Below are 2,077 nucleotides of genomic sequence, written 5' to 3' on the forward strand. Positions count from 1 at the left end.
CAACCTCTTCAATAACAGGCAATAATTTAGGGTGCATATGTGCATGGTGGTGGCTATCTATATGGCTAAGTGGCAGCCCGGTAGCCAAGAAACGCTCAACCTGTGCAATGACCTCATCAGCAATTTCTTGCTCTTTGAATATTTGCGTTTGCCAGAAAGTCTCTTTGGCTAAAAAAAAACCATCATTGCCGACAACCGAGGTCGCTGGAGTTAAAGGCGTTCCCGCAGTAAACCGTAGATGCAACCCCACCGCTAGCGATGGCTGATTTGATGCAAGCTGCAAGGCATGTTGCTCTGCCGCCATCCCCACCATCATTGTTGTTGAACGGACCACTCCATATTGGCAAGCTTGCCCGATCCCCAAGTTAATACCCGGGGTCAAACCAAAGTCGTCCGCATTGAAAATTACATGCATAAGATCCCTCTTTACACTTGGCGGCAAAGAGCTCAGCCCTCTCTGCCGCAATCCTCATAATCAATTAAGCAAAACTGGGCAGATAATCATGATTTGTACGCAGGATGTCCTCAAGAATAGCTTTAGCACGGGTAATATCTGGCACTAACGGGTTACTCGACAAGGCGATTAAAGCCTTGCTGTAACTCCCTTCAACAGCAGCCTCAATCGTAAGCTGTTCATACGCCTTAACCTGATGGATCAAGCCGGTGATGGCAGGACTTAACGAACCGACAGCCAAAGGTCTTACCCCCCAACTCCCCACAACAGCGCTGCATTCAATAACCGCATCATTGGGCAAACTTGAAATCGTGCCATTGTTCGCCACATTGACGACATGGATCGTTTTACGATCGTTATAAATTGCATCGACCAAGTTCAAAGAGGCATCCGAATAGTAGGCTCCACCGCGCATTTCAAGCTGTTTGGGCTTATCCGCAAGACTGGGATCGCGATATAACTCGAAGAGCTCAGCTTCGGTTTTCATTACCTGCTCAGCCCGTGTACCACCCTCATTTGCAGATTCCTTTTCTTCAGCTAGCATCGCATCCACTTGGTAGAAGTAACGATGGTAAGGACAAGGAATGGCACCTAACTCATTGAGAAAGTCAGGGTCCCAAGGTTCCTCAAAGATGTTATTCATACTGAAGTTCTGGCCGTCACCAACTTTCTTCAACACTTCAGCCGTCACATCTTGACCATCTACCCATGCTCTGTAGGCCCAAACAAGGTGGTTCAAACCAATAAACTCGAGCGAGAGCTTCTCCGGTGGGCATGCCATCATCTCAGCAATCATCATCTGCATCGATACGGGCACATTACATAAGCCAATGGATTTAACGCGGGTATATTTCTGGATAGCTTCTGTCACAAGCCCTGCAGGATTCGTGAAGTTCAGCATCCACGCATTAGGCGCTAATTCCTCAATATCCTTGCAAATATCCAAGATGACTGGAATGGTGCGCAGCGCTTTGGCAAAACCTCCGGGGCCTGTCGTCTCCTGGCCAATCACATCATATTCAATAGGAATACGTTCATCGTTTGCCCTTGCCTGTAAACCACCAACCCGGAATTGGGTCATAATAAAATCAGCATTTTTAATCGCAGCCCGGCGATCCAGTGATGCCTTGATCTCAATGTCAGCACCGGCTTTTTCCACCATCCGCCGAGTAAGCCCTGCAATAACCTCTAGCTTTTCCCTTCCCGCCTCAATATCGACAAAGTGCATTTCCTTTACAGGGAGTTTGCCGAGTCGCTTGAGTACCCCTTCGACAAGCTCTGGCGTATAGCTGCTACCACCACCAATAATGGCCAATTTAAGAGATTGGGTCATAATCCGTCCTTATTTTTCAAGCAACCTTTCATGCATCGCAACCATTTCTGTTGCCAACTCATGGGCAAGGATGGTCGTCATCAGATGATCTTGGGCATGTACCATCACCAAGGTCATTTTTACTTTACCCTCCCCCTGATCGGCTTCAATCAACCGGGTCTGGATCAAGTGGGCGCGATTGAGGCACTCTTTTGCTTGTTTAAGCAAGCCCTTGGCCGCCAGCACCTCATGCTTGCGCGCTTTGGCCAATGCTTCAAAACATAAGCTTCTGGCTTCACCGGCATTGACGA

At 48.2% G+C, this 2,077-nt stretch carries 3 protein-coding genes; all 3 read right to left on the reverse strand.

Features of this window, described 5'->3' with window-relative positions; translation table 11 throughout:
* Window positions 1-415 (reverse strand): ChbG/HpnK family deacetylase (locus BIZ37_RS29955; RefSeq protein WP_187464646.1); only part of this gene is annotated, 415 nt, incomplete at its 3' end.
* 64 nt (window positions 416-479) lie between these two features.
* Window positions 480-1,787: a 6-phospho-beta-glucosidase gene (locus tag BIZ37_RS29960; RefSeq protein WP_222939899.1), complete on the reverse strand. Its 1,308-nt coding sequence runs from the start codon at window positions 1,785-1,787 to the stop codon at window positions 480-482.
* 9 nt (window positions 1,788-1,796) lie between these two features.
* Window positions 1,797-2,077 (reverse strand): PTS lactose/cellobiose transporter subunit IIA (locus BIZ37_RS29965; RefSeq protein WP_187464647.1); only part of this gene is annotated, 281 nt, incomplete at its 5' end.

This window comes from Photobacterium sp. BZF1 (assembly GCF_014349205.1).
GTDB lineage: Bacteria > Pseudomonadota > Gammaproteobacteria > Enterobacterales > Vibrionaceae > Photobacterium.